This window comes from Curtobacterium sp. ME26 (assembly GCF_903970945.1).
In the GTDB taxonomy this organism is placed as follows: domain Bacteria; phylum Actinomycetota; class Actinomycetes; order Actinomycetales; family Microbacteriaceae; genus Curtobacterium; species Curtobacterium citri.
In genome coordinates, this window is record NZ_CAJCKG010000001.1 from 113,745 (window position 1) to 139,586 (window position 25,842).

General features: G+C 73.8%; 21 protein-coding genes. 17 read left to right on the forward strand and 4 right to left on the reverse strand.

Annotated elements, in window-relative coordinates:
- Positions 1-3: 3 nt before the first annotated feature.
- The 5 genes from H7A69_RS00585 to H7A69_RS00605 all read left to right on the forward strand — a co-directional run bounded on the left by H7A69_RS00585 (position 4) and on the right by H7A69_RS00605 (position 6,429).
- Positions 4-903 carry a phosphatase PAP2 family protein gene (locus H7A69_RS00585; protein WP_182045290.1) on the forward strand — a complete coding sequence of 300 codons (900 nt, stop codon included), beginning with the start codon at positions 4-6 and terminating at the stop codon, positions 901-903.
- Between the two features lie 93 nt (positions 904-996).
- Positions 997-2,694 (forward strand): serine/threonine-protein kinase, encoded by a 1,698-nt coding sequence (locus H7A69_RS00590; protein ID WP_182045291.1) that lies wholly within the window; start codon positions 997-999, stop codon positions 2,692-2,694.
- 51 nt (positions 2,695-2,745) lie between these two features.
- Entirely contained in the window at positions 2,746-5,874 is a 3,129-nt protein-coding gene (locus H7A69_RS00595; protein WP_259346007.1) for a GH92 family glycosyl hydrolase, read from the forward strand.
- Positions 5,875-5,914: 40 nt separating this feature from the next.
- Entirely contained in the window at positions 5,915-6,157 is a 243-nt protein-coding gene (locus H7A69_RS00600) for a hypothetical protein (RefSeq protein ID WP_182045292.1), read from the forward strand.
- 71 nt (positions 6,158-6,228) lie between these two features.
- Positions 6,229-6,429 (forward strand): hypothetical protein, encoded by a 201-nt coding sequence (locus H7A69_RS00605; protein ID WP_182045293.1) that lies wholly within the window; start codon positions 6,229-6,231, stop codon positions 6,427-6,429.
- A gap of 162 nt (positions 6,430-6,591) precedes the next feature.
- Here H7A69_RS00605 and H7A69_RS00610 read toward each other — a convergent pair whose 3' ends face one another.
- From H7A69_RS00610 to H7A69_RS00620, 3 genes are all read right to left on the reverse strand, one after another.
- Positions 6,592-7,530: an aldo/keto reductase family oxidoreductase gene (locus tag H7A69_RS00610; RefSeq protein ID WP_182045294.1), complete on the reverse strand. Its 939-nt coding sequence runs from the start codon at positions 7,528-7,530 to the stop codon at positions 6,592-6,594.
- 126 nt (positions 7,531-7,656) lie between these two features.
- Positions 7,657-11,016, reverse strand: a complete 3,360-nt coding sequence (gene car, locus H7A69_RS00615) for a carboxylic acid reductase (protein WP_182045295.1) — start codon at positions 11,014-11,016, stop codon at positions 7,657-7,659.
- 46 nt (positions 11,017-11,062) lie between these two features.
- The gene (locus H7A69_RS00620) at positions 11,063-11,722 is read right to left on the reverse strand and encodes a 4'-phosphopantetheinyl transferase (RefSeq protein ID WP_259346008.1); all 660 of its coding nucleotides are present in this window, start codon (positions 11,720-11,722) and stop codon (positions 11,063-11,065) included.
- Positions 11,723-11,805: 83 nt separating this feature from the next.
- Between H7A69_RS00620 and H7A69_RS00625 the strand changes: the two genes are divergently transcribed.
- Both H7A69_RS00625 and H7A69_RS00630 read left to right on the forward strand, forming a co-directional pair.
- A complete protein-coding gene (locus H7A69_RS00625) occupies positions 11,806-12,669 on the forward strand; it encodes a putative RNA methyltransferase (protein ID WP_182045297.1) in 864 nt (287 codons plus the stop codon).
- A gap of 17 nt (positions 12,670-12,686) precedes the next feature.
- A complete protein-coding gene (locus H7A69_RS00630) occupies positions 12,687-13,121 on the forward strand; it encodes a hypothetical protein (protein WP_182045298.1) in 435 nt (144 codons plus the stop codon).
- A 9-nt stretch (positions 13,122-13,130) separates the two neighbouring features.
- Here the strand turns inward: H7A69_RS00630 and H7A69_RS00635 are convergent, their stop codons facing one another.
- Entirely contained in the window at positions 13,131-13,550 is a 420-nt protein-coding gene (locus H7A69_RS00635; protein ID WP_182045299.1) for a VOC family protein, read from the reverse strand.
- Between the two features lie 62 nt (positions 13,551-13,612).
- Between H7A69_RS00635 and H7A69_RS00640 the strand changes: the two genes are divergently transcribed.
- The 10 genes from H7A69_RS00640 to H7A69_RS17590 all read left to right on the forward strand — a co-directional run bounded on the left by H7A69_RS00640 (position 13,613) and on the right by H7A69_RS17590 (position 25,836).
- Positions 13,613-14,581, forward strand: coding sequence for a helix-turn-helix transcriptional regulator (locus H7A69_RS00640; RefSeq protein WP_182045300.1), 969 nt, complete (start codon positions 13,613-13,615; stop codon positions 14,579-14,581).
- A gap of 207 nt (positions 14,582-14,788) precedes the next feature.
- Entirely contained in the window at positions 14,789-14,878 is a 90-nt protein-coding gene (locus H7A69_RS00645; protein ID WP_058729515.1) for a potassium-transporting ATPase subunit F, read from the forward strand.
- On the forward strand, positions 14,878-16,566 hold the full coding sequence (kdpA, locus tag H7A69_RS00650; RefSeq protein ID WP_182045301.1) for a potassium-transporting ATPase subunit KdpA: 1,689 nt from the start codon (positions 14,878-14,880) through the stop codon (positions 16,564-16,566). Before H7A69_RS00645 ends, kdpA begins: the two co-directional genes overlap by 1 nt.
- Positions 16,566-18,695: a potassium-transporting ATPase subunit KdpB gene (gene kdpB / locus H7A69_RS00655; protein WP_182045302.1), complete on the forward strand. Its 2,130-nt coding sequence runs from the start codon at positions 16,566-16,568 to the stop codon at positions 18,693-18,695. Before kdpA ends, kdpB begins: the two co-directional genes overlap by 1 nt.
- Before the next feature lie 3 nt (positions 18,696-18,698).
- The gene (kdpC, locus tag H7A69_RS00660) at positions 18,699-19,304 is read left to right on the forward strand and encodes a potassium-transporting ATPase subunit KdpC (protein WP_182045303.1); all 606 of its coding nucleotides are present in this window, start codon (positions 18,699-18,701) and stop codon (positions 19,302-19,304) included.
- Positions 19,305-19,460: 156 nt separating this feature from the next.
- Positions 19,461-21,953, forward strand: a complete 2,493-nt coding sequence (locus H7A69_RS00665) for an ATP-binding protein (protein WP_182045304.1) — start codon at positions 19,461-19,463, stop codon at positions 21,951-21,953.
- The gene (locus tag H7A69_RS00670; protein WP_182045305.1) at positions 21,950-22,651 is read left to right on the forward strand and encodes a response regulator; all 702 of its coding nucleotides are present in this window, start codon (positions 21,950-21,952) and stop codon (positions 22,649-22,651) included. Before H7A69_RS00665 ends, H7A69_RS00670 begins: the two co-directional genes overlap by 4 nt.
- An 81-nt stretch (positions 22,652-22,732) precedes the next feature.
- A complete protein-coding gene (locus H7A69_RS00675; RefSeq protein ID WP_182045306.1) occupies positions 22,733-23,254 on the forward strand; it encodes a helix-turn-helix domain-containing protein in 522 nt (173 codons plus the stop codon).
- On the forward strand, positions 23,241-23,711 hold the full coding sequence (locus H7A69_RS00680) for a GNAT family N-acetyltransferase (RefSeq protein ID WP_182045307.1): 471 nt from the start codon (positions 23,241-23,243) through the stop codon (positions 23,709-23,711). Before H7A69_RS00675 ends, H7A69_RS00680 begins: the two co-directional genes overlap by 14 nt.
- Before the next feature lie 55 nt (positions 23,712-23,766).
- On the forward strand, positions 23,767-25,836 hold the full coding sequence (locus H7A69_RS17590; protein WP_182045308.1) for a glycosyltransferase family 39 protein: 2,070 nt from the start codon (positions 23,767-23,769) through the stop codon (positions 25,834-25,836).
- Positions 25,837-25,842 lie beyond the last annotated feature (6 nt).

Below are 25,842 nucleotides of genomic sequence, written 5' to 3' on the forward strand. Positions count from 1 at the left end.
TCGATGGAGCCACACCACCACGACGACACCGCCGCGCAGCAGGTGACCCGGGCCGAGCGCTCCGCGGTCGCCGGGGACCGGCACCTCGGCGAGGTCGACCTGACCTCGTGGCGGTCGCGGGCCGGTCACGCCACCGCCGAGGCCTGGGCTGCGCTCGGCCGCCGCTACGGCGCCCTGCCGGTCCTCGTCCTGACGCTCCTGGTCGGGATGGGCATCGCCGTCGTCGCGACCTGGGCCGCTTCCGGCGTGTACGACGCCGTCCGCGAGGGCGACGACGTCGCCGTGCTCGACCGGCCCGTGCTCGACTGGATGCTCACGCTGCGCTCGCCGTTCGCGGACCAGGCGGTCACGTGGTGGACCGACATCGCCGGCACGATCGGGATGCCGATCGTCGCCGTCTGCTTCCTCGTCGGCTTCACCGTGCAGCGGCGCGCGTGGACGCCCCTGGTGCTGCTCGTCGCGGCGAGCGGCGGCTCGCTCCTCATGACGATCGCGGGCAAGGACCTGATCGGTCGCGCCCGGCCCCCGCTGTCCGACGCGGTGCCGCCGTACGAGCACTCGCCCTCGTTCCCGTCGGGCCACACGCTCAACGCGACCGTGGTGGTCGGCACGATCGTGTACCTGCTCATCCTGCGGCAGTCGCGCACGGTGACCCGGGTGTGGACCATCGTCGTCGGCACGCTCTTCGTGCTGTCGATCGGCGTCTCGCGGGTGTTCCTCGGACACCACTGGACGACGGACGTCCTGGCGGCGTGGGCCCTCGGGCTGGCGTGGCTCGCGCTCGTGGTCACCGCACACCGGCTGTACCTGACGGCGCTGCACCGCGGTGCCGAGCCCGTCAAGCAGCACACGCGGCCGTCCACCCGTGGTGCAGCGGACCGGTCGGACGGGACGGTCCGCTGAACGCGGGAGCGCACCCGCACCGACGTCGTCGGGGAGCGGGCAGGCACACCGCGGCGGCATGCCCGGTCAGGTCCTCACGGTAGGTTGCCCGGCATGGCAGATCGGGTCTTCGGCGGCAGGTACCGCGTCACCGGCACGCTCGGGCACGGGGGCATGGCGTCCGTGTACCGCGCCGTCGACGAGCAGCTCGGCCGCGAGGTCGCCGTCAAGGTCTTCCGCATCGGCGCGGTCGACCACGGGGAGCGCGCCCGTGCCGAGGCCGAGATCCAGACCCTCGCCGCGCTCCGCAGCCCCTCGCTCGTGACCCTCTACGACGCCGCACTCGACGACGTCGACGGCGACTCGTACCTCGTCATGGAGCTCGTCCCCGGCAGCGACCTCGACACCCGGTTGCGCGAGGGACCCCTCGACACGACGACCACGGCCCGGGTCGGTGCGCAGGTCGCCGAGGGCCTGGCGGCGGTGCACGCGCAGGGCATCGTGCACCGCGACGTCAAGCCGGCGAACGTGCTCCTGGAGAGCGACGGCGAGCACGTCAAGCTCGCGGACTTCGGCATCGCCCTGCTCCGCGACGCCGCCCGCGTCACCGGGACCGGCACCGTCATCGGCACCGCCGCGTACATCGCCCCCGAGCAGGTGCTCGGGCGCGAGATCACCGGCCAGGCCGACGTCTACGCCCTCGGGCTCATGCTCCTGCAGAGCCTGACCGGTGAGCGGCCCTTCCCCGGCACCGCCGTCGAGTCGGCCACCGCGCGGCTCACCCGCGGTCCGGTCATCGACCAGCACCTGCCCACCGCCTGGCGCACGCTCCTGCACGTCATGACGGCGCAGGACCCCGCCGAGCGGCCGACCGCGGCCGAGGCGGCACGGCGTCTGCGGGCCCTCGAGCGCGACGGGAGCGCGCCGGCCACGCAGCTGCTGCCCGGCGCCCCCGGAGCCCTCACCCCCGCGGCGGCGGGCGCGGCGGCGGTCGGCGGTGCCGCACTCGGCGCCGGTGGTGCAGCCGCCGCGGCCGCCGCATCCGCCGACGAGGCGACCCGGGCGATGCCCACCGCAGCTGCGGCGGGCAGTCCGGACGACGCCACGCGGGCGTACGACCGGACGACACCCACCCCTCGCCCGTCGGGGCACGACGACGTCGCGACGACGGTGCTCGGCACCCAGCGCGGCGCGGCCGCTGGTGCCGCCGCTGGCGGTGCGGTTGCGGGCGGTGCGGCTGCGGCTGCGGGCGGTACGGGTGGACCCGGCCGGACCGCGGCCACCGCCGACGACGGGTCGAAGCGGCGCCGCGGGCCGATCATCGCCGCGGTCGTCGTCGTGCTCCTCGTGCTCGCCGGGATCGGCGTCGCGCTGGCCGCCCTCAACCGCGGCGGGGACGACACCACCCCCGCTCCGACCGAGTCCGGGCAGTCCTCGACCCCGTCCGACCAGTCGAGCGAGCCGGAGCAGCAGCCGAGTCAGCCGGAGCAGCAGCCCAGCGAGCCGTCGCAGGAGCCCAGCGAGCCGGAGCAGCAGCCGAGCGAGCCGTCGCAGGAGCCGAGCGAGCCCGAGCAGCAGCCCAGCCAGCCCGTGGACGACCCGACGGTCGGCCCGCAGCCGGGCGGTCCGGCGTCGAACCCCGTGCAGGGACCGCAGGGCGGGACCGGGAACAACGGCAACGGCAACGGGCCGGGGAGCAACAGCGGCAAGGGCAAGGACAAGGGCGACGGCACCGGGGCGGCCGACACGACGGTCGACACCACCGTGGGGTCGCTGACGGAGGGCCCGGGCAAGGGACACGGCAAGGGCTGACGCGGCTCGGTCAGGCTTTCGTCGACACGGTGGAGCAAATAGGGTTGCCGGGTGCGTGAACTGCGACGGAGCGGTGGCCCGACGACGGCCGTGGCGGCCCGGAACGGCGTCGGCTGGACCTCGGCCGAGGGCTGGCTGGTCGAACGACCCGACGGTGCGGACGAGGTCGTGGCCGTCGTCCCGGAGCTCGCCGGACGGACCGTCGCGGTGGGCGACGAGCTGTCGTGGGTCTGGTTCCCCGAGCGCACCCTGCCCGCGGGGCGCGACGAACCGGACGAGGCCGACCTCGCACACTTCTGGGACGCCACCGCCTTCGTGGTCGACGTCGTGTTCACGGACGGCTCGCGCGTCGGCGGCACCGCGACGGACCAGTACGGCACCGCCCTGACGTCGGACGCGCAGGCCGCGGCACGCACCCAGTGGGTGGACCAGTGGAACCGTCGTGCGGTCGACCTCACGCCGTTCGCGGGACGGGTCGTCGACCGCCTGGAGGCACGGCTCGGCTCAGCCACGCCGCCCCCGTCCGACGACGACGCGCGGCCCGCCCTGCGCGGCTGGCTCGACGACGTCCGGATCGCCCCGGCCCGACCGGTCCCCGACACCCCGCTCGAGCACGTCCGCACGACCCGCGGCACGCAGGCCTCGTCCCGGTTCTCCCGCGGCAACACCGCCCCGCTCGTCGGACTGCCGCACGGCGGGGTGTTCGGCCTGCCGATGACCGACGCGTCGAGCAACCGGTGGCCGTACGCGTACCACGAGCACAGCGTCGTCACCGAGGACGGCCGCGTGCGTCCCGCGCTGCAGGCCTTCGCCACGAGCCACATCCCCTCGCCCTGGATGGGGGACCGCGGGGTCTTCCAGGTGATGCCCTCGCCGCTCGACGTCCCGGACACCGACCGGGTGGCCCGGGCGCTCGGCTTCGACCACGACGAGGAAGAGGACGGCCCGCACCGGTACCGGGTCGCCCTCGACCGGGGCGTCACGGCGACGATGACGGCGCACGACTTCGCGCTCGGCTTCCGGTTCACCGGTACGCGTTCCGTCGTGCTCGACCACCACGGCCGTGCCGCCGACGTCACCGTGTCGCTCGAGGACGGCACCGCGGTCGTCGAGTGCGTGCTCGACGACCGCCCGGGCACCCCGCCGCACCACCTGCACGTGCGCGTCGGCGGCGCGACCGCCGACCACACCACGGTGGACGGCGACGTGCTCGGCGGCTGGATCAGCACCGCCGGCGCCGCCGACGTGGTCGTCGGGATCTCGACCGTCTCGGTCGAGGACGCCCGGGCGAACGCGGCGGCCGCCGGATCCGTCGACGCGGTGCTCGCGCACGCCGAACAGGAGTGGACGGCGGCGCTCGCCACGTGCACCGTCGAGGGGGCGACCCCCGACCAGCTCACGAGCCTGTACTCCGGGTTGTACCGGCTCTTCCTGTACCCGAACCACGCCGGCGAGACCGCTCGCGACGGCGTCCCGCGGCACCGCTCCCCGTACGGGTCGGTGCTCGTCGACCCGATCCGCGACGAGCCCGGGCCCGAGGCCGTCGAGGGACCCTTCACGACGACGAACGGGTTCTGGGACACCTACCGGACCGCCTGGCCGCTGCTCGCGCTCCTCACCCCGGACACGGCGGGCGCCCTCGCGCAGGGCTTCGTCGAGCACTTCCACGACGGCGGGTGGACGCCCCGGTGGAGCGCCCCCGGTGCCGAGGACGTGATGACCGGCACCACGAGCGACACGGTCTTCGCGGACCTCGCGGTGAAGGGCGTGCCGGGCTTCGACCTGGCGGAGGCGTACCGGAGCGCGGTGCGGAACGCGACCGTCCCGCCGCGGGACGAGCGTGTCGGACGGAAGGGGAGCCTCCCGGCCGCCTTCCGCGGCCACGTCGACACCGCGACCTCCGAGGGGATGAGCTGGACCCTCGACGCGGCGATCAACGACTGGGGGATCGCGGTGATGGCGGGCCTGCTCGCCTCGCGCGCCACCACGCCGGAGGACCTCAGCCGGTACGAGGCCGAGGCGGAGTGGTTCGCCCGCCGCTCCCTGCAGTACCGGAACGTCTTCGACCGCGAGCGCGGCTTCTTCATCGGACGCGAGCCGGACGGGTCCTGGCGGGGCGGCGCCGCGTTCGACCCGCGCGACTGGGGCGACGACTACACCGAGACGAACGCGTGGGGGACCGCGTTCACGGCGCCGCACGACGGTGCCGGCATCGTCGACCTGCACGGCGGCCCGGCCCGCTTCGACGCCGCACTCGAGGCCTTCTTCGCGACGCCCGAGACCGGCGCGACCGACCGGTCCGGCTCGTACGGCTTCGCCATCCACGAGATGACCGAGGCTCGGGACGTCCGGATGGGCATGCTCGGGCTGTCGAACCAGCCCGCGCACCACATCCCGTTCTTCCCGATGTTCTCGGGACGGCACGACGACGCACACCGGATCGCCCGGGAGTGCCTCGAACGGCTGTTCGTCGGCTCCGACCTCGGGCAGGGGTACCCGGGCGACGAGGACAACGGCGAGATGAGCGCCTGGTACGTCTTCGCGACGATCGGCCTGTACCCGCTGGCGCCGTCGACCGGCACGTACGTGCTCGTGCCGCCGTCGGTCCGGCGGACGGTGCTGCAGCAGCCGGGAGGCGCGCCCACCGTCATCGAGGTCGCCGACGGTTCCACGGGTGCGTACGTCGCGTCGGTGACGGTCGACGGCTCGCCCTGGACGTCGGTGAGCATCCCGCACGAGGTCGTCGTCGCCGCGTCCCGCATCGTGTTCACGCTGTCCGAGGAACCGACCGGGTGGGCGTCCGACACCCGGCCGGTCTCCGCGTCCGAGGTGCACGGGTACCGCGACGTCCCCGTCGACCTGCTGCCCGTCGGTGCCTCGCCCCTGACCGACGACACCGGCAGGACGGTGCGCGTGCTGTCACCCGGCGAGACGCTGTCGGTGTCGACGCCGGGCGCCGACGCGTCGCTCGTGACGGTCACGGTCGCCGAGCCGGGGACGTACTCGTGGCGGACGACGCTCGGGGACCGGGAGTCGGTCGTGCAGGACGCGGTCTTCGAGCACGCGGGGCAGACCCGGGTGTTCCGGTCCGTGGCGCGGGGGGACGCGTTCTCGTTCACCGCGGAGTCGTCGATCCCGCTCACGCAGCTCGAGCTGATCGCGGCGGACGGACAGGGTTGACCCCGCGTTCACCCGCCGGGAGCATGCTCCGGTCATGTCGATGAGCACACCGTTCGATCCGCAGCAGCCCGGCGCCGACCTCCCCGTGGACGGGACGGTGCCGGACCGGGACGAGACCGAGACGGAGGTCGAGGTCGAGGAGGACCGCGGCGCCGACGTCGGGCCCGACTCCGCCGACCCCGCCGTCTCGCCGGTCTCCCACGAGGACGAGGACGAGGCCGGCGGCGGTCCGGTGTTCCGTCGGCCCGAGGCCGGCGACCGGCTGCACCCCGAGGACCTCTGACACCTCGGGCGCACTGCCACCCCGGGCGCACTGCCACCTCGCTGCCAGCCGCGGGCGGCATGCTCGTCCGCATGTCGTTCGCGAACTCGTGGGACCCGTCGAAGGGTCGTGCCATCCCAGAGGACCAGGTCAGCCAGGACGGGCTCGAACTCGACGAGGAGACCGCCGCCGAGCTCGGCATCTCGTTCGACGTCGTCGGTGGCGCCTCGGCCGACCCGGCGCGGGTGTCGCCCACGGACGTGCACGTGCCGAGCGCGCCAACGGCCGACTAGCGGCACGGAGCCAGAGCCGGAGCCGGAGCCGCGCCCGGAGCCATCTCGTGGCGCGACGTGCCGGTGCACAACCGGAGGCACCTCGCGCCACGTGATCGCGCGGCGCGAGGTGCCTCCGGTTGTGCGGGGCGTGCCCGGCAACGGCCGGGCTGCGGCGGCCGGTCAGGGGACGGTGTGCCCCGCGGCCGTGAAGATCCGGTACCACTCCTCGCGCGAGAGCACGACGTCCGACCCCGCGGCCGAGTCCCGGACGCGCTGCGGGTTCGTCGTGCCGAGCACCACCTGGAAGTGCGCCGGGTGCCGGGTGATCCACGCCACCGCGATGCCGGTCGGGGTGACCCCGTGTGCCGCGGCGACCTCCTCGAGGACGTCGTTCAGCTCGGCGTACTGCTCGCGGTCGCCGAGGAAGACGCCGTCGAAGAAGCCCTTCTGGAACGGCGACCAGGCCTGCAGGGTGATGCCGTTCATCCGGGCGTGGTTGAGGATGTCGTTGTCGCGGTCGACCGACTGGTCGAGGGCGCCCATGTTCGCCACGACGCCCTGCGCGATGACGTTCGCGTGCGTGATGCTCAGCTGCACCTGGTTGAACGCGAGGGGCTGCCGGACGTGCTGCTTGAGCAGCTCGACCTGGCCGGGAGTGTGGTTCGAGACGCCGAAGTGGTGCACCTTGCCGGCGGCGTGGAGCTCGTCGAAGGCCTTCGCGACCTCCTCCGGCTCGACCAGGGCGTCGGGGCGGTGCAGGAGCAGGACGTCGACGTAGTCGGTGCGCAGCGCCTCGAGCGACTCCTGCACGGACTCGATGATGTGCTCGTACGAGAAGTCGAAGTACGCGCCGTTCGGGGTCGGCCGGATGCCGACCTTGGTCTGCAGCTGGATGTCGGCGCGCTCGGACGACGACAGGGTGACGGCCTCGCCGAAGCGCTGCTCGCACCCGTGCCAGACGCCGTAGACGGCCGCGTGGTCGAACATGGTGACGCCCGCGTCCCGTGACGCCGAGTACAGCGCGCGGATGTCCTCGTCGCTCATGTCGTTGATCCGCATGAGGCCGACGACGACGTCGGACGCGGTGAGGTCGGTCTGTGGCAACTCCAGTGTCTTCACCCGATCGATCCTGCCAGCGGCGGTCCCGGTCAGACAGGCCCTGACGGGGCCGGTCGCGACGGTCTGCGGACGGGAGGCACGGTGCGGGCCGGCACCGTGCCTCCCGTCCGGCGGTCCGACCGCCCGTCAGGGCGCGCTGACGCGCGCCGGCGGGAGCAGCCCCAGGAAGGCGAGGTCGTCGGCGACCTTCGTGATCAGCGCGTGGTCGAGGGACGGCACGTCCGGCGACCCGAGCGGACGGACCCGCCGGACCGCGGCGGAGAACGCGTCCGCGGGGATCGCGGAACCGGCGTGCGGCTCCTCGGGGAGGGCGAACGCGTGCAGGAGCGGCAGGACCGAACGGGCGCGGTCCTCGTCGGGCATCGCCTCGAGCGCCGAGCGGAACCGCTCGACCCACTCGCCGTGGTCGGTCACGCGCTCGACGTCGTGGCCGTCCTCGACCAGCCAGTCGACGAAGGTGTCGAGCGAGACGCCGTCGTCGTGCGGGTTCACGACGTTGTACGTGTGGAACCCCTCCGTCACCGACGCACCGATCGCGTCGAGGGCCGCGGCCGTGAAGTCCGCGGGCAACCCGTCGTAGTGCGACCGCTGCACACCGCCGTCCGGGTCGCGACGGACGAAGGACGCCGGGGCGAGGCCCGTGGCGAGCACGCTCCAGACCAGGCGGGTGAAGACGTCCGGCAGGTTGACCTGGCCGCGCCAGCGGGGGTGCGCCAGCACCATGTCGGAGCGGAACACCGCGACCGGGACGCCGTGGTGGTCGTGCGCCTCGTGGAGCAGCACCTCGCTCGCCCACTTGCTCGCGCCGTACCCGTTCGCGTACTCGTCGCCGAGCGTCCACTGCGGGATCGTGGTGCGGACGTCGGCGCGCTCGTCGAGGGCGGCCGGTGCGTCCGGGTCGGCGACCTCGGTGGCGCTCGGACGGGCTCCGCCGGCGACCGCGACGCTCGACACGAACGTGACCGGGACGCTGCCGGCGGCGATCGCCAGGCGGATCGCCTCGGCGGTCCCGACGACGTTCGGGCCGAACAGGGCGGCGTACGGCAGCACGTGGTTCACGAGGGCGGCCGCGTGCGCGACGAGGTCCAACCGGGCGGCGAGGCCCCGCCAGCGCCCCTCGTCGAGCCCGAACCGCGGCTCGCTGACGTCGCCGGCGATGACCTCGAGCGCGTCGTCCAGCTCGGCGACGCGGGCGGCGAAGGCCGGGTCGGCGGCGAACGCGGCGTCCAGGCGCCGGCGCGCGTCGACGTCGTCGGCACCGCGCACGACGCAGACGAGCGTGCCGCCGACGGGGGCGAGACGCTCGAGCCAGTCGAGGACGGTGAAGCGGCCGAGGTAGCCGTTCGCCCCGGTCAGCACGACCGTCCGGACACCGGCGTCGCACGCGGCCCGGTCCACCGGGTCCGGCACCGTGCCGAGCAGCCGGTCGAGGCGCAGGTCCTCCGCCCGCAGCACCGTCGGGTCGGCACCGTGCACGCGGGTGACGGTGGGCCGGTCGTCCGCGGCGGAGCGCTCGACGAAGGCGGCCACGGCGGCCAGGTCGTTGGTCGGGTCGGTGATGACGCCGACGGGCACCTCGGCGTCGAAGACGTCCTCGAGGATCCCGGAGAACGTCAGTGCGGACAGCGAGTCGCCGCCGAGGTCGGAGAAGCGGGCGGCTGCGGCGGTCTCCGTCGAGACCTCGGCGCCGAGGAACTCGCGGGCGGCGCGGACCACCGTGTCGACGGTCGTCTCGTCCTCGACGTGCTCGCGCAGTGCCGCGACGAGGGTGCCGCTCTGCTGTTCGGCGACGGCGTCGTACACCGCTGCGAACCGGTCACCGTAGCGGGTGGTGAGGCGGGGACGCAGGAGCTTGCGGGCGTCCGAGAGCATCCCGTTCTCGACCGTGAACGGCTCCGGCTCGACGACCACGGCGCGGGGGACCTCGTACGGGGCGAGGCCGTGCTCGCGGGCGGTGCGCTGCAGGGCGGCGAGGACGTCGCGCTCCGAGGCCCCAGGGTCCGTGGGGACGACGACGGCGAGCAGGAACGCGTGGCGGCTGTCCCCGTGCAGGGCGACCTGCCGGACCCCGGGCGTCCCGCCGAACGTCGCCTCGAGCGCGGAGACCGCGACGAACTCGCCCTGCGAGAGCTTGATGACGTTGTTGCGTCGGTCGAGGTACTCGTAGGTGTCCGGTCCGGTCTGCGCCATCACGTCGCCGGTCCGGTAGAAGCCGTCCTCGTCGAAGACGGCCGCGGTGACGTCCGGACGGTGGAAGTACCCGGGGATCACGGCCGTGCTCTTCACGAGCAGTTCGCCCCGGGGGTGGGGACGGTCGGTGACGCGGTAGCCGAGCTCCGGCACGTCGACGAGCTTGTGCTCGGTGACCGGCGGCTGCTGGACGACGCCGTCCCGCAGGATGCTGCCCGCCTCGGTCGAGCCGTACAGGTCGTGCAGTGGGGTGCCGAGGCAGCCCTCGACCCAGGCGCGGAGCTCCGGGGTCAGCGGCGCGCTCGCGCAGACCGCCTGGCGCACGCGGCCGCCCAGGGCCCGGACCCGCAGGTCCGCCTGCACGGCGGCATGGACCGCGGCGGCGTCGGTGCCCGCGGCGGCGTCGGTGTCCGCTGCGAGGCGTCGCTGCTCCTCGCGGTCGCCCTCCTGCCGGATCATCTCGGCGACGCGGGGCACGAGGACGAGCTCGGTCGGTGCGAACACCCGCAGGTCCTCGAACAGCGTCGACAGGTCGGTCGAGGTGGCGAGGGCGACCGTGCCCCCGCGGCCGAGCGTCGCCAGCAGTGCGGCCCGTCCGGTGAGGTGGCTCGTCGGCAGGTAGGCGTACCCGACGACCTCGGCCTCGGGGTGGTCGGGCCGGAGGGCGTGCCAGAGCCGCTCCACCATCCGGTGCGTGTACATCGCGCCCTTCGGGGTCCCGGTGCTGCCCGACGTGTAGAGCAGCAGCGCGAGCGGGTCCTCCCCGGCCGCGGGACGCCACGTCGTCGGACGAGGCAGGTCGGCGCCCCGGGCCACGAGCTCGTCGAGGGTCGGGACCGCGGGGGTCGCGTCGTCCTCGACGTGCCCGGTGTCCACGCCGTCGAGCAGCAGCGTGCGGACGCCGGTGTCCGACGCCTCGACGACCGCCCGCGCCGTCGCCGCCTGCTCGGCCGACACCGCGAGCCACACCGGGGTGGTCTCGTCGACGATCGCGCGGAGCGCCGCGACCGGTGCGCTCGCCTGGAGCGGGACGCTCACCGCCCCGAGGATCGAGCAGGCCAGGTCGAGCGTCACGCCGTCCGCGCTCACCGCACCCAGTGCCGCCACCCGGTCCCCGGGCGAGACGGTCTCGGCGAGCACCGCCGCGAGCGCACCCGCCCGGTCCCAGAGCTCGCGGTAGCTCGTGTCGGTCACGGCCGTCCCCGTCCGCTGCCGGAGCGCCGGGCGCTCCGCGTGCCGTGCGAACACCGCCGCGATCGACGTGTCCTCGTCCTGCTCGTCGTGTCCCTGGTCCATCGTCCTCGTCCCTTCCTCGTCACGGGTGCGCCCCCGCGCCCCCACGTCAGCGCTCGGCGAGCGTGGTGCCCGCCAGCGCCGTCCCCCGGTCCACTTCCCAGCGTCCGACCGCGGTGAACGCGGGTCCCCGTCGGGCGACGGCCCCGAACGAGCCGTCCGGCCGCAGGTCGATCTCCGCGCCGTCGATGCCGAACCAGCCGCCGTGCGCCGTCGTCCGTGCCTTCGCGACCGCCTCGGACGCGGCCAGCAGCACGCTGTCCGGACTCTCAACCCCGATCCGCCGCAGGGCGGCGAGACCGGCCGCGACGGGCGCGCTCGCCGGGTCGGCGATGCGTGCCAGCACCCCGGCGGGCAACGGTGCAGCCGGCGTCGCGTCGATGCCGACGGCGGTGTGCTGGTCCTGCAGCCCGACCGCGCACGCGCGGAGCCCGGAGCAGTGCGTGATCGTGCCGACGACGCCCTCGGGCCACACCGGCGCGCCACTCCGGGCGACGGCGACGGACCCGGACGTCACGCCGATCGCAGCGAGGGCGCGGCGCGCGAGCACCCGGCCGGTGACGAACTCCGCGCGGCGTGCCGGCAGTGCCGTGGCGACGGCGGCGTCCTCCTCGTCGGTGAGGGGGCCGTCCAGGTCGTGTGCGGCCGTCGCGACGACGACCGAGGCGGGCAGGAGCGCCGACCAGGGGGACCGCCGTCGAAGTTGCACATTGCAATCAGACGCCGGTTCCCTCCGAGTCCCCCGAACGAGGCGCCGACGGTCCACCGCCCCGACGCCCGTACGCTGGGTCGGTGCGCGACGACCTGCTCCCCGTGCTCGCCTGCCCCGTCTGCGCCGAGCCGCTCGGTCGCGTCGCCGCGGGCACGGTCGGCTGCGCGACCGGCCACCGGTTCGACGAGGCGAAGCAGGGTCACCTGACGCTCCTGCCCGCGAAGCGCCGTGCCCTCACCGCGGACACCCCGGCGATGGTCGACGCGCGCATCCGGTTCCTCGGCCGCGGGCACTACGCGCCCGTCGAGCGGGCGCTCGCGGCGGTGGTCGCCGACGCGACCGCGCCCGGGGTCGTCCTCGACGTTGGGTCCGGCCCGGGCACCTACCTCGCACACGCCCTGGACGGCAGACCGAACGGCAGGCCGGACGGGAGGCCCGACCCGGCCCCGACAGACGCCGTCGCCGCCCGTCTCGGGGTCGCGCTGGACCTGTCCGCGGTCGCGATCCGACGGGCGGCACGCGTCCACGAGCGGGCGGGAGCGGTCGTCGGGGACGTGACCGAGCGCCTCCCGGTCGTCGACGACGCAGCCGCCGTCGTGCTGGACGTCTTCGCGCCCCGCAACCAGCGCGAGTACGCGCGGGTGCTGCACCCGGAGGGGGTGCTGGCGGTGGTGACCCCGCGGACCGGCCACCTGGCGGAGCTCGCGGAGGCGACCATCGCGGTCGACCCGGAGAAGGAGCGGCGCCTGCACGACTCGCTGACGCCGTCGTTCGCGCTCCGGTCCTCCGAGGACCGCACGTGGACGATGGAGCTGTCCGCCGACGACGTGCACGACGTCGTCCACATGGGCCCGAGCCACCACCACGTCGACCCCGGACGCACCTTCGCGCCGACGACCGTCACCGCGGCCGTCACGGTGAGCACCTGGACGCCGGTGCGCTGACTCCCTAGGGTCTGCCCATGGGGTTCCGGGTCGCGGGGGTCGTCGCGGGCGTGCTGGCGCTCGGGATCGGTGTGGGGCTGTCGGCGTGCACGTCGTCCTCGAACGGGGAAGCGGGACGCGACTGGTGCGTCCCGCTCCTGACCGTCTCCCCGGGCACCGGGCAGCCGGGGGCCACCGTGACGCTCCGCTCCGCGGACCGCTGCGACGCCCCGGTGCCCGACGGTGGGTGGCACGTCGTCGCCACCGTCCCGCAGGCGGACGGGCCCGAGGTCGCCTTCCGCAGCGCGGAGTCGTTCGACGGATCGTGGTCGGCGTCGGTGACGCTGCCGCGGGACTTCCCGGTCGGCGACGCCGTGTTCGGCATCGACGACTGGGACTCCACACCCTGCTCGGACACCTCCGGGAGCTGCGCGGCGGCGTTCGGTTCCTTCACGGTCCGGGCCGCCGACTGACGACGGCCGTCAGCTGGCCTCGGACGCGACGTCGAGCTGCCACACGACACCGAAGCGGTCGCGCAGCTGCCCGGCGAGCGGCGCCCACGGCGAGGGAGCGAGCGGCTGCCGGACCTCGGCGCCCTCGGACAGTGCCTCCCAGTACCGCGTGACCTCGTCGGCGTCGTCGCCGTGCACGAAGACGTAGAACGCGTTCGCCCCCTGGTCGTACGGCTGGTCCGGCCAGACGTCGAACGCCATGATGCGGAAGCCGGCCTCGGTGGTGACCTGTCCGAAGACGATCCGGTCGGCCCAGGCGGGGTCCTGCGAGGCACCCATCTGACCGTAGGTGGTCGCCTGCACGGTGCCGCCGAAGGCTGCCGCCCAGAAGTCGAGGGCCTCGCGGGCCCGTCCGTCGAAGTTGATGTGGGTCGTGGTCTCGATGCTCATGGGACGAGTGTGACCGGCATTGCGGTCAGATCGTGGCCGCTTCTCGGACGAGGATGGGAGACATGGCCGACCCGTCCTCCCGCATGCTCGCCCTGCTCTCCCTGCTGCAGGTGCACCGCGAGTGGTCGGGGGACGAGCTCGCCGAGCGCCTGGTCGTCAGCCCCCGGACCCTGCGGCGCGACGTGGACCGGCTCCGCGAACTCGGCTACCGGGTCGAGTCCGTCCGCGGCCCGGCGGGCGGCTACCGCCTGGCAGCGGGGTCCGACCTGCCGCCCCTGCTGTTCGACGACGAGCAGGCGGTCGCGATCGCCCTCGCGCTCGCGGTGGCGCCGGCGTCCGGTGCGGACATCGCCGAGGCCTCCGTGCGGGCGCTCGCGACCGTGCGCCAGGTCATGCCCGAACGCCTGCGTCACCGCGTCGACCTGGTCGACGCGGTGACGGCGCCCGGTGGCCCGCGCGTGGACCCGGACGTGCTCGTCGCCGTCAGCGAGGCGGTGCACCGGCACGAGGTCCTGCGCTTCGGGTACGGCGAGCGGGACACCCAGCACCGGGTGGAGCCGCACGCGGTCGTCGCCCGGAACGGCCGGTGGTACCTGCTGTCGTGGGACCCGGAGCACGACGACTGGCGGACCCACCGCGTGGACCGGATGGCACCGCGGATGCGCACCCGGCTGGCCTTCGTCCCGCGTCCCGTCCCCGGAGGGGACCCCGCCGCGTTCGTGTCCGCACGCTTCAAGGGTTCCGAGCGCGACGATGCGTGGCCGTGCACGGGGTCCGTCGTCGTCACGGCGGAGGACGCCGCACGGCTGGCCCCGTACCTGCCCGACGACGCCGTGGTCGAGCCGCTCGACGACGGACGGTGCCGGGTCACCAGGGGGTCCTGGTCGTGGGAGGGCCTGGCCGCCGCGTTCGCCGCGTCGGCGGTGGCGTTCCGGGTCGAGGGGCCGGAGGAACTGCGGCGGGCGGTCGCGGAACTCGCGGATCGCCTCCGGGCGGCAGCGGGGCGTCAGGACGGCGCAAGCGTCCGCTAGAAGGGCGTGAGGATCCCGTTAGGAGCGGCCTGGAGGCGCGGCGTCGGATCCAGCATCGGTTCCGCACCACACGTGGTGCGGTCCGCGCCGCCCGGCGTCGGGCCCGCAGCAAGTTACGGAGTCCCTCGTGTTCGACGTCTTCGTCGTCGCCGGTGTCCTCGCCGTGTTCGGTGTGGTGGCACTCATCGCCAAGGGGGTGGAGCGACTGTGATCGTCGTCACCATCGCCGCCGCCGTCCTCGGCATCGCATCGGTCGTCTACCTGGTGTGGGCACTGGTCCATCCGGAGCGCTTCTGATGGCGGGCTCCGCTGCCGACACCTGGGCCGGCATCGCCCAGGTCGCCACGCTCGTCCTGCTCCTCGTCGTCGCGTACCGACCGCTCGGCGACTGGATGGCCCGCGTGTACACCCCGACGAAGCACGCCCGCCTGGAGCGCGGTGTGTACCGGGTGATCGGTGTCGACCCGGACGCCGAGCAGTCCTGGCCCGCGTACCTGCGCGGCGTGCTGCTCTTCAGCGCCGTCGGGGTCCTGCTCGTGTACCTGCTGCAGCGCATCCAGGTCGTGCTGCCCGGTGACCTCGGGCTGCCGAACGTCGGACCGGCGCTCGCGTTCAACACCGCGGCGTCCTTCGTGGCGAACACGAACTGGCAGTCGTACTCGCCCGAGGCCACCGTCGGCTACACCGTGCAGATGGCGGGCCTGGCGGTGCAGAACTTCCTGTCCGCCGCGGTCGGTCTCGCCGTCGCCGTCGCCCTCGTGCGCGGGTTCGCACGCCGGAGGTCGGGCACGCTCGGCAACGTCTGGGTCGACGTCGTCCGCGGCACCGGTCGGCTCCTGCTCCCGGGCGCCTTCGTCTTCGCGATCGTGCTGGTCGCCGGCGGCGTCGTGCAGTCGTGGGGCGGCGGGGTGGACGTCACGACGCTCGCGGGCGGCACCCAGCACATCCCCGACGGCTTCGTCGCGTCGCAGGAGGCGATCAAGGAGCTCGGCACGAACGGTGGCGGCTACTTCAACGCCAACTCGGCGCACCCGTTCGAGAACCCGCAGGCGTGGACGAACCTCGTCGAGGTCTTCCTCATGCTCGTCATCCCGTTCTCGCTGCCCCGGACCTTCGGACGCCTCGTCGGGGACGACCGCCAGGGGTACGCGATCCTCGCCGTGATGGGCGCGATCTTCCTCGTGTCGCTCTCGGTGATGTCGATCGCCGAGCTCGCGGGCGGCGGCAGCGCCACCCAGGCGGCCGGTGCCGCGATGGAGGGCAAGGAGGTGCGCTTCGGCATCCTCGGCACGACCCTGTTCGGCACGACGTCGACCGCCACCTCCACCGGTGCGGTGAACGGCATGTTCGACAGCTTCACGCCGATCGGCGGCATGATGGCGCTCGTCAACATGATGCTCGGCGAGATCAGCCCCGGCGGTGTCGGGTCCGGTCTCTACGGCATGCTCGTGCTCGCCGTCATCACGGTGTTCATCGGTGGGCTCCTGGTCGGCCGGACGCCGGAGTACCTCGGCAAGAAGATCCGCGCCCGCGAGATGACCTTCGCCGCGCTGTACATCCTCGTCACGCCGACCCTGGTGCTGCTCGGCACGGGACTGTCCCTGGTGATCCCGGGCGTCCGCGAGCAGGTCCTCGGCACGAGCATCTTCAACCCGGGCAACCACGGGCTCTCCGAGCTGCTCTACGCCTTCACCTCGGGCGCGAACAACAACGGCTCGGCGTTCGGCGGTCTGACCGCGAACACGACGTGGATGAACTCCGCGCTCGGCGTCGTGATGCTGCTCGGCCGCTTCGTCCCGATCGCGCTCGTCCTGGCGCTCGCCGGGTCGCTCGCGGCGCAGGACAAGGTGCCGGCGACCGTCGGCACGCTGCCCACGCACCGGCCGCTGTTCATCGGCCTGCTCGGTGCGGTCGCCGTGATCGTCACCGCACTCACCTACTTCCCCGTGCTCGCCCTGGGCCCGCTCGCGGAGGCCCTCTCCTGATGGGAACCGAACCCGTGTCCACCCCGACCACCCCGTCCACCGCGACCGCCGAGGCGGAGGCGAGCAGCGCCTCCCGGCCGGTCACCCGCTCGTCCGCGTTCGGACCCCGCCAGCTGGCGGCCGGTCTGCCGGGCGCCCTGCGCAAGCTCGACCCGCGCCTGATGTGGCGGAACCCCGTCATGTTCATCGTCGAGGTCGGCGCCGCGCTCACCACCGTCACCGCCTTCGTCGAACCGTCCGTGTTCACCGCCGCGATCGCGGTGTGGCTCTGGCTCACCGTCGTCTTCGCGAACCTGGCCGAGGCGGTCGCCGAGGGGCGGGGCAAGGCCCAGGCCGACACGCTCCGCAAGACCCGCTTCACGACCTCGGCACGACGCGTCCTGCGCTGGGACGCCGCCGACGCCGCCGCGCTGACGAACGAGACCGAGGACATCGCCTCGGTCGACCTGGCCAAGGGCGACGTCGTGGTCGTTGTGGCGGGCGAGGTGATCCCCGGCGACGGCGACGTCGTCGAGGGCATCGCGAGCGTCGACGAGTCGGCGGTCACCGGTGAGTCCGCTCCCGTCATCCGCGAGTCCGGCGGTGACCGGAGCGCCGTCACCGGCGGGACCCGCGTGCTGTCCGACCGGATCGTCGTGCGGATCACGTCGACGCCCGGCGAGACCTTCATCGACCGGATGATCCGGCTCGTCGAGGGTGCGGCCCGGCAGAAGACGCCGAACGAGATCGCGCTGAACATCCTGCTCGCCTCGCTGTCGATCGTGTTCGTGATCGTCTGCCTGACCATGCAGCCCATCGCCGGCCTGGTCGGTGCGACGGTCAGCGTGCCGGTGCTCATCGCCCTGCTCGTCTGCCTCATCCCGACGACCATCGGGGCGTTGCTCTCCGCGATCGGCATCGCCGGCATGGACCGCCTCGTGCAGCACAACGTCCTGGCGATGTCCGGCCGGGCGGTCGAGGCCGCCGGCGACATCACGACGCTGCTCCTCGACAAGACCGGCACGATCACGTACGGCAACCGCCGGGCCTCCCGCTTCGTGCCGGTGCCCGGGGTGACCGAGGCCGACCTCACGGCCGCCGCCGCGCTGTCCAGCGCCGCGGACGGCACGCCCGAGGGCCGCTCGATCGTCGACCTCGCGCTCGCCGCCGGAGCCGCCACGGGCCTGCCCGCCGGGGCCGTCGAGGTGCCGTTCACCGCGCAGACCCGCATGTCCGGGCTCGACCTGGCCGACGGGTCGCAGATCCGCAAGGGCGCAGCAGCGGCCGTGCTCGCCTGGGCCGGTCCCGCCGACGCCGCGGTCGTCGCGTCGATCGACGCCACCGTCGCCGAGGTCTCCGACCAGGGCGGGACGCCGCTCGTCGTCGGACGCCGCTCGCCCGACGGGTCGGTCGCGCTGCTCGGCGTCGTGCACCTCAAGGACGTCGTGAAGGAGGGCATGGCCGCCCGGTTCGCCGAGCTCCGGAGCATGGGCATCCGCACGGTGATGATCACCGGCGACAACCCGCGCACCGCGAAGGCGATCGCCGCCGAGGCCGGGGTCGACGACTTCCTCGCCGAGGCCACACCGGAGGACAAGCTCGCGCTCATCAAGCGGGAGCAGGAGGGCGGCAACCTCGTCGCGATGACCGGCGACGGCACGAACGACGCCCCGGCCCTGGCGCAGGCGGACGTCGGCGTGGCGATGAACACCGGCACGACCGCTGCGAAGGAGGCCGGCAACATGGTCGACCTCGACTCCGATCCGACGAAGCTCATCGACGTCGTCCGGATCGGGAAGCAGCTGCTCATCACCCGCGGGGCGCTCACCACGTTCTCGATCGCCAACGACATCGCGAAGTACTTCGCGATCATCCCGGCGATGTTCCAGCTGGCGTTCCCCGGCCTCGCGGCGCTCAACGTCATGGGGCTGCACAGCCCGGCGTCGGCCATCCTGTCGGCCGTCGTCTTCAACGCCCTCGTCATCGTGGCGCTCATCCCGCTCTCGCTGCGGGGCGTGCGCTACCGGGCGGCCTCGGCGTCGTCCGTCCTCGGACGCAACCTGCTCGTCTACGGGCTCGGCGGCGTCATCGTCCCCTTCATCGGCATCAAGCTGATCGACCTCGTGGTCGGTCTCATCCCGGGGTTCTGAACCATGGCTTCCTCCTCCCGTTCCTTCTTCCGTTCCACCGGTGTGGCGATCCGTCTCACCCTGCTGTCCACCGTCGTCCTCGGCGTCGCCTACCCGCTCGCGGTGTGGGGCGTCGGGCAGGCCGCCTTCCACGACCAGGCGAACGGCTCGATGGTGACCGACTCTTCCGGGAAGGTCGTGGGCTCGTCCCTCATCGGGCAGTCGTTCGACGGGTCGTCGTCCGCGCGGTGGTTCCAGTCGCGTCCGAGTGCCGCCGGCGAGAAGGGCTACGACGCGAACGCCTCGTCCGGCTCGAACCTCGGACCGAACAACCCCGACCTGGTGAAGTCCATCGAGGAGCGTCGGGCCGCCGTGGCGGAGGCCGACGGGGTGTCCGCCGCGGACGTCCCCGCGGACGCGGTCACGGCGTCCGGTTCCGGTCTCGACCCGGACATCAGCCCGGAGTACGCGCGGCAGCAGGTGTCCCGCGTCGCCGAGGTCCGCGGGCTGTCGGAGTCGGCGGTCCGGAGACTCGTCGACGAGCACACCGAGTCGCGCCAGCTCGGGTTCCTCGGCGAACCGGTCGTGAACGTCCTCGAGCTGAACCTGGCGCTGGCCGCCGCACGCTGAGCGCGGGGCGCCGGAGCAGCGCGCACAACCGGAAGCACCTCGAACCACGGAACCGCGTGGCGCGACGTGCTTCCGGTTGTGCGAGGCCGCCCCGCACCACGGACGACCCCGGCCACCCACCACCGCACCAGCAGCGAACAGCGAGAGGATGAGCCCGTGAAGCGAGGCAAACTGCGGGTCCTGCTCGGCGCGGCCCCCGGCGTCGGCAAGACGTTCACGATGCTCGAGGAGGGCCACCGGCTCCGGTCCGAGGGCCGCGACGTCGTGGTCGCCGTCGTCGAGACCCACGACCGTGCCGCCACGGCCGCGCTCGTCGACGGCCTGGAGGTCGTCCCCCGTCGGGTCGTCGAGCACCGCGGGGTGGCCCTCGACGACATGGACCTCGACGCCGTGGTCGCCCGGGCGCCCGACGTGGCCCTGGTCGACGAACTCGCCCACACGAACGCGCCCGGCAGCCCGAACGAGAAGCGCTGGCAGGACGTCGAGGCGCTCCTCGCGGCCGGCATCAGCGTCATCTCGACCGTGAACATCCAGCACATGCAGTCCCTCGGCGACGTCGTCCGCGAGATCACCGGCACCGTGCAGCGGGAGACCGTGCCGGACGCCGTGGTGCGCGCCGCCGACCAGATCGAGGTCGTCGACCTGTCCCCGGCGTCCCTGCGCGAACGACTCTCCGACGGCCTCGTCTACCCGGCCGCCCGCATCGACGCCGCGCTGTCGAACTACTTCCGCCTCGGCAACCTCACCGCCCTGCGCGAGATCGCCCTGCTCTGGCTCGCCGACGAGGTCGACGACGCCCTGAAGGCCTACCGCGCCGAGCACGGCATCGACCACCGCTGGGAGACCCGCGAACGGGTCCTCGTCGCGCTCACCGGCGGTCCGGAGGGCGAGACGCTCCTGCGCCGCGGTGCCCGCATCGCCGCACGGAGCGCCGGCGGCGAGCTCGCCGCGGTCCACGTCACGACGAACGACGGGCTGCGCGAACGGCACCCCGGGGCCCTCGGCAAGCAGCGCACCCTGCTCGAGCAGCTCGGCGGCACCTACCACCAGGTGGTCGGCGACGACGTGCCGTCGACGCTCGTGCGCTTCGCGCGGTCGGTCGACGCCACGCAGATCGTCATCGGCGTCAGTCGTCGGAGCCGTCTGGCCGCGGCGATGACCGGGCCCGGGATCGGCAACACGGTCGTCCGCGAGTCCGGCGACATCGACGTCCACGTCGTCACGCACGAGCGGGCCGGCGGCGGGTTCGCGCTGCCGAAGCTCGGCGGCAGCCTGTCCCGAGGGCGGATCGTGGCGGCGTTCGCCGTGTCGCTCGTGCTCGGTCCGCTCCTGACCTGGCTGCTGTCCTTCGGCAACGACCCGGACGCCATCACGGTCGACGTGCTCGCGTACCAGCTGCTCGTGCTCGTCGTCGCGCTCACGGGCGGGATGTGGCCGGCGGTCTTCACGGCGGTGCTGTCCGGGCTGAGCCTCGATTACTTCTTCGTGCAACCCCTCTACATGGTCACCGTCCAGCAGCCGTGGCACCTCGTGGCCCTCGTGATGTACGTGATCAGCGCCGTCCTCGTCAGCTTCGTGGTCGACCGGTCCGCCCGCCGCAGCCGAACGGCACGTCGGGCGGCGGCCGAGTCGGGGCTCCTCGTCGGCATCGCCGGCAGCGTCCTGCGCGGCGACGACGCCCTGCAGGCGCTGCTCGACCGCACGCGCGAGGCCTTCGGGTTCACCGGCGTGCGGATCCGGCAGGGCGACGAGGTCCCGGCCACGTCGGGGACGTTCGCGGGGGAGCCGGACGCCACCACGGGCCTCCCGTCCGGCGCCGTCCTGGAGTTCGCGGGCGCGCCCGACGACCCGACCCAGCGCCGGTTGCTGCGCGTCGTCGAGCAGCAGCTCGACGCCGCCGTCGAGCACCGTCGGCTCACCCGCACCGCGGTCGACGCGGAGCGCATCGCGGCCGCGGACCGCGTCCGCAGCGCGATCCTCGCGGCCGTCGGGCACGACGTGCGGCGGCCGATCGCGGCCGCCTCGGCCGCCGTGCAGACGCTGCACGCCGCCGACATCCAGCTGTCGGCCGCCGACCGGGAGGCGCTGCTCACCACCGCCGACGAGAGCCTCCGTCAGCTGGCGGTGCTGCTGGCCGACCTGCTCGACGTCAGCCGCGTGCAGGCCGGGGTGCTCGCCGTGACCCCGCTGCCGACCGCGCTCGAGACGGTCGTCGCCCCCGCGCTCGACGAGCTCGAGCTCGGCCCGGACGACGTGGACCTCGACCTGCCCGGGGACCTGCCGCCCGTCCTCGCTGACCCCGGCCTGCTGCAGCGCGTGGTGGTGAACCTGCTCGCCAACGCGAGCCGTTACGCCCCCGAGGGCACCCGGGTCCGCGTCGCCGCGAGCGCCTTCGGCGGCGGTGTGGAGCTCCGCGTCGCCGACCACGGGCCCGGCATCCCGGAGGACCGGCGGGGCGATGTGTTCCAGCCGTTCCAGCGACTCGGGGACACCGACAACGACACCGGCCTCGGCCTGGGACTCGCCCTGGCGCGCGGGTTCACCGAGGGCATGGGCGGCACGATCGAGGTCGACGACACCCCGGGCGGCGGCCTGACCGTCGTCGTGCGGTTGCCGATCGCCGGACACCTGGGAGTGGATGTCAAGTGAGCACGAAGGTCCTCATCGCCGACGACGACGCGCAGCTCGTCCGGGCGCTCTCCGTCACGCTGTCCGCCCGAGGGTACGACGTCGCGACCGCGCGGGACGGCCGGGCCGCCATCGACGCCGTGATCACGGAGCGGCCCGACATCGTGCTGCTCGACCTCGGCATGCCCCGGCTCGACGGGATCGGGGTGCTCGAGGGCATCCGCGCCTGGTCGCAGGTGCCGGTGCTCGTGCTCTCCGGCCGGACCGACTCGTCGGACAAGGTCGACGCGCTCGACGCCGGTGCCGACGACTACGTGACCAAGCCCTTCCAGATGGACGAGCTGCTCGCCCGGCTCCGGGCCCTCGGGCGACGGCAGGCGACCGCGGCGGCCACCGCCGGCGCGACCCCGACCGTCACGATCGGGGACCTCGTGGTGGACCTCGTCGCGAAGCAGGTCACGCCGCCGACCGGGCCCGCGATCCGGCTCACCCCGACGGAGTGGCGACTGCTCGAGGTCCTCGTGACGAACCCGGGGCGGCTCATGACGCGCGAGATGCTCCTCACCGAGGTGTGGGGCCCGACGCACGGCAACGACTCCGGGTACCTCCGGCTGTACATGGCGCAGCTGCGACGGAAGCTCGAGCCGGAACCGTCGCACCCGCGGTACCTGGTGACCGAGTCGGGGATGGGGTACCGGTTCGCCCCGAACGGCGCGTGAGCCTGCTGTCGGGGAGGTGTCGGGAGCCTGTCGTGTCCGTGTCGTGGTGCTGTCGTGCCTGGCGTTCCTAGGCTCGGCACCATGAACGAGATGCGGATCGCCACCCTCCGACGCGAGCGGGGCTGGACCCAGGAACGACTGGCCGAGACGAGCGGGATCGCCGTCCGGACCGTGCAACGGCTCGAGCGGGGCAACGAGGCGAGCCTCGAGACGCTGTCGGCGATCGCCCGGGCGCTGGACGTGCCGGTGCGCGAGCTCTTCGCGGCGGAGGACGGTGCCGCGCTCGACGCTGGGGTCCGCGGTCTCGACGAGCGGACGGAGGCAGCGGCGGCGGCCGCAGCGTCCGACCAGGCGGCGCGCGACCGGTTCGTCGCCGGCTTCTGGTCGATGTCCACGGCCCTCGGTGTGCTGTTCGGCATCGTCACCGTGGTGCTCCTCGTCCTGCACGTGTGGTCGGCGCTGGTGTTCCTGCTCGTGGGGGCCTACTGGGCCGTCCGGTACCCGGTCGGTCGGTTCCTGCTCGACACCGTGATGGGCCCGCGGCTCGACCGCCGCTGGCCGCTGTCGCACGCGTCCGGCGCGCCGGTCCGTGCGGCTCGCTGAGCCGACGCCGGTCCGCGTCGGGCCGGAGGACGTCGACGAGGTGCACGCCTTCCTGTCGGCGTGCGACCTGACGGTCGCGGGCCTGTCCGATCCGGGCGTCCGTCTCTGGACGGTCCGTGATGCGGCCGGCACCGTCGTCGGCACCACGGGCTACGAGACCGGGCCGGACGGGAGGCACGCCCTCCTCCGCAGCGTGGCCGTCGGACCGACGCTGCGCGGCTCGGGCCGCGGGGCGGCGCTCGCCCGGTTCGCGATGACCGAGGCGTCGGCTGCTGGCGCACGGCGGGCCTGGCTGTTCAGCCGGCGGTCCGGCCCCTTCTGGCAGGGTCTCGGCTTCGTCGCCGCGGACCGGCAGGAGCTCGCGACGGTCCTCGCCGGGACGGCCCAGGTCGAGCTGTTCCGCTCCACCGGCCAGCTCGCGCGCGAGGTCGCCTGGAGCCGGTCGCTCGTCCCTTAGGGCCGTCCAAGGCTGCGCCGACGATCCGCGCACGTGGGGGTCGCACGCTCGGGGCATGACCGAGACGATCCCCGCCGAGCGCCCGCGCCTCCTGCCGCCACCGACCCCGGGGCCACGTGCCCTCCGCGAGCGCCTGGCGGGGCTGGTCCGCGGTCGTGCGGACGCCGCGCGGTGGGAGCGCCCCGCGTTCCTCGGCCTGCTGCTGGTGACCGGCGTGCTGTACGTCGTGAACCTCGGCGTCAACGGGTGGGCCAACGCCTTCTACTCCGCGGCCGTGCAGGCGGGCAGCCAGAGCTGGGAGGCGTTCTTCTACGGCTCGTCCGACGCCGCGAACGCCATCACGGTCGACAAGCCGCCCGCGTTCCTCTGGGTGATCGGCATCTCCGTCCGGCTGTTCGGGCTGAACTCGTGGTCGATCCTCGTGCCGCAGGCGGTCATGGGCGTGGCGTCGGTGGCGGTCCTGTACCGGATCGTCCGGCGGCGCTTCTCCGCCGGAGCCGCGCTCGTCGCCGGTGCGGTCCTCGCGACCACCCCGGTGGCGACCCTGATGTTCCGCTACGACAACCCGGACGCGCTCCTCGTCCTGCTGACGGTCGGCGCGATCGCCCTGACGCTCCGCGGCATCGAGTCCGGTCGGATGCGCTGGGTCGTCTGGGCGGGGGTGCTCGTCGGGCTCGGCTTCCTGACGAAGCAGCTGCAGGCGTTCCTCGTGCTGCCGCCCCTGGTCGGCGTGTACCTCGTCGCGTCGCCCCGACCGGTGCTCCGACGGGTCGGGCACCTGCTCGCCGCGGCGCTCGCCGTGGTGGTCTCCGCCGGGTGGTGGGTCGCGATCGTCGAGCTCGTGCCGGCCTCGGCGCGGCCGTACGTCGGCGGTTCGCAGACGAACAGCTTCCTGGAGCTCACCTTCGGCTACAACGGCCTCGGTCGGGTCACCGGCGACGAGACCGGCAGTGTGGTGCCCGGCGGGACGACCGGCGCGGGGTCGTGGGGTTCGACCGGGCTGACGCGGCTGTTCGGCTCGGAGTTCGGCACGCAGGTGACGTGGCTGCTGCCGACCGCGCTCGTGCTGCTCGTCGTGGCGCTCGTCGCCGTCGGGGTCCGTCGGCGGCGTGACCCGCGGCTGGCCACGGTCCTGGTGCTCGGCGGCTCGCTGCTCGTCACCGGCCTGGTGTTCAGCTTCATGGGCGGGATCTTCCACCCGTACTACACGGTGGCGCTCGCGCCCTACGTCGCCGGGCTGGTCGGCATCGGCGCCGGGCTCCTCTGGCAACGACGCGAGGTGCTCGCCTGGCGCATCGTCACCGCCGGGGTCGTCGCGCTCTCCGGTGGGTGGTCGTTCGCGCTGCTGTCCCAGGCATCGTCGTGGCAGCCGTGGATCCGCTGGGTCGTCCTGGTGGCGACGATCGTCGGAGCGGTGCTCGTCCTGCTGCCGCCGCGTGGCCGGGGGCTGTCCGGGGCAACGGTGGCCGCGGTGCTCGTCGCGGCGCTGCTCGGGCCCACGGCGTTCTCGGTGCAGACCACCACGGTCGGACACACGGGGGCGCTGCCGACGGCCGGCCCGAGCGTCACGACGAGTGGGTCCGGCGGCGGTCGCGGTGGCATGCCCGGTGGTCAGGGCGGCCAGGGCGGTCCCGGCGGGCAGGGCGGGCCCGGCGGACAGGCAGGGCAGGCGGGTCCCGGTGGGCAGGGTGCACCCGGCCAGGCGACGAACGGCCGAGGCGTCGGACCGGCTGCCGGCGGTGGCGGTGGCGGCATGAACCTCCTCGGGGGTTCCACCGAGGTCCCGGACCAGGTCGTGGCCGCGCTCACCACGGACGCCGATGCCTTCACGTGGGCTGCGGCGACCGTCGGCTCGAACAGCGCCGCCACGTACCAGCTCGCCACCGGCGATCCGGTGATGGCGATCGGCGGCTACAACGGCACCGACCCGGCCCCGACCCTGGCGGCCTTCCGGGCACTGGTCGCCGCGGGGGAGATCCACTGGTTCATCGGTGGCTCGCAGTCGGGTGCCGGCAGAAGCAGCGGGAGCGACGCAGCCGAGCAGATCGCCGAGTGGGTCGCCGCCAACTTCGAGGCAACGACGGTCGACGGCGTCACGATGTACGACCTGACGACCACCTCCTGACACCGG